This window comes from Algibacter pacificus (assembly GCF_008033385.1).
Taxonomy (GTDB): Bacteria; Bacteroidota; Bacteroidia; order Flavobacteriales; family Flavobacteriaceae; genus Algibacter; species Algibacter pacificus.
In genome coordinates this window covers 1-770 of sequence record NZ_VOGY01000051.1, presented here as the reverse complement: position 1 = coordinate 770, position 770 = coordinate 1, and the positions used below count along the sequence as shown (strand labels likewise).

The window sequence follows — 770 nt, the reverse complement described above, 5'->3', positions numbered from 1 at the left end:
CCTTTTTTATCCATCTTTTTGCTTTATTATTTATTACTAATTAAGACTATAAAAATGTTTTAGTTTCCTAAAGGCTGGGATATTAATCACAACGGTTACGTATATGAAATGTTGCGTGTTTGTGTGCGAGGATTTTCCGAAGGAAAATCAGAAGCTAGCAAACAAAGCAACTCACATTGGTTAAGCACAAAATAGCAATTTTTTATATACAATGTTAGCAATAGTTTTTTGTTTTTAAATTCCTTTAAATAGAGACTTGTAACCCAATAAATAAGTGTCATTAGATTCCATAATCATTCTAATCTCACTTGAAGTGCTAGAAGACCGAATGGTGTCTATTGTTATTACATATTCTCCGTTAAATCTTTTATCATTAAAATTATCTATGTCCATGTAAAAATATCCGTCTTCTTCATAAAAAGCTTTGAATTTACCTTTAATTTTAGGTTCTAATTCAATTACTATCCAATTTGATTCGTAATCAATGTACAAAGGAACAGCATCATATAAGATTTTTTTCTTTTTGTCCGCTAGCAAATCAGTCTTCTTATAGAGTATTTGAGAAAGATTCCAAACTTCTAAAGGTTTCGATTTTTTACAAGATGAAAAAAGTCCTAGCAAAAATATAAATGTTATTATCCTCATTGTCTTTAGTAGTAGGTTTGGCAAATTATTGCTAACGATCTGGATATGAATCGTAGCATTCAAACCAGCTCTAAATTTTTGTTTAATACCAAGCAATAAAAATAAACAAAAACTTTGTTAAAGCA

Annotated in this window: 1 protein-coding gene; it reads right to left on the bottom strand. The window is 28.7% G+C overall.

Features of this window, described 5'->3' with window-relative positions; all coding sequences use genetic code 11:
- Positions 1-234 precede the first annotated feature (234 nt).
- On the bottom strand, positions 235-645 hold the full coding sequence (locus tag FQU21_RS17340; protein ID WP_147679301.1) for a hypothetical protein: 411 nt from the start codon (positions 643-645) through the stop codon (positions 235-237).
- Between the last annotated feature and the right edge of the window lie 125 nt (positions 646-770).

Coding starts and splice junctions, on each gene's coding strand:
- FQU21_RS17340 (WP_147679301.1), bottom strand. CDS start 645: ATGAGGATAATAACATTTATATTTTTGCTAGGACTTTTTTCATCTTGT.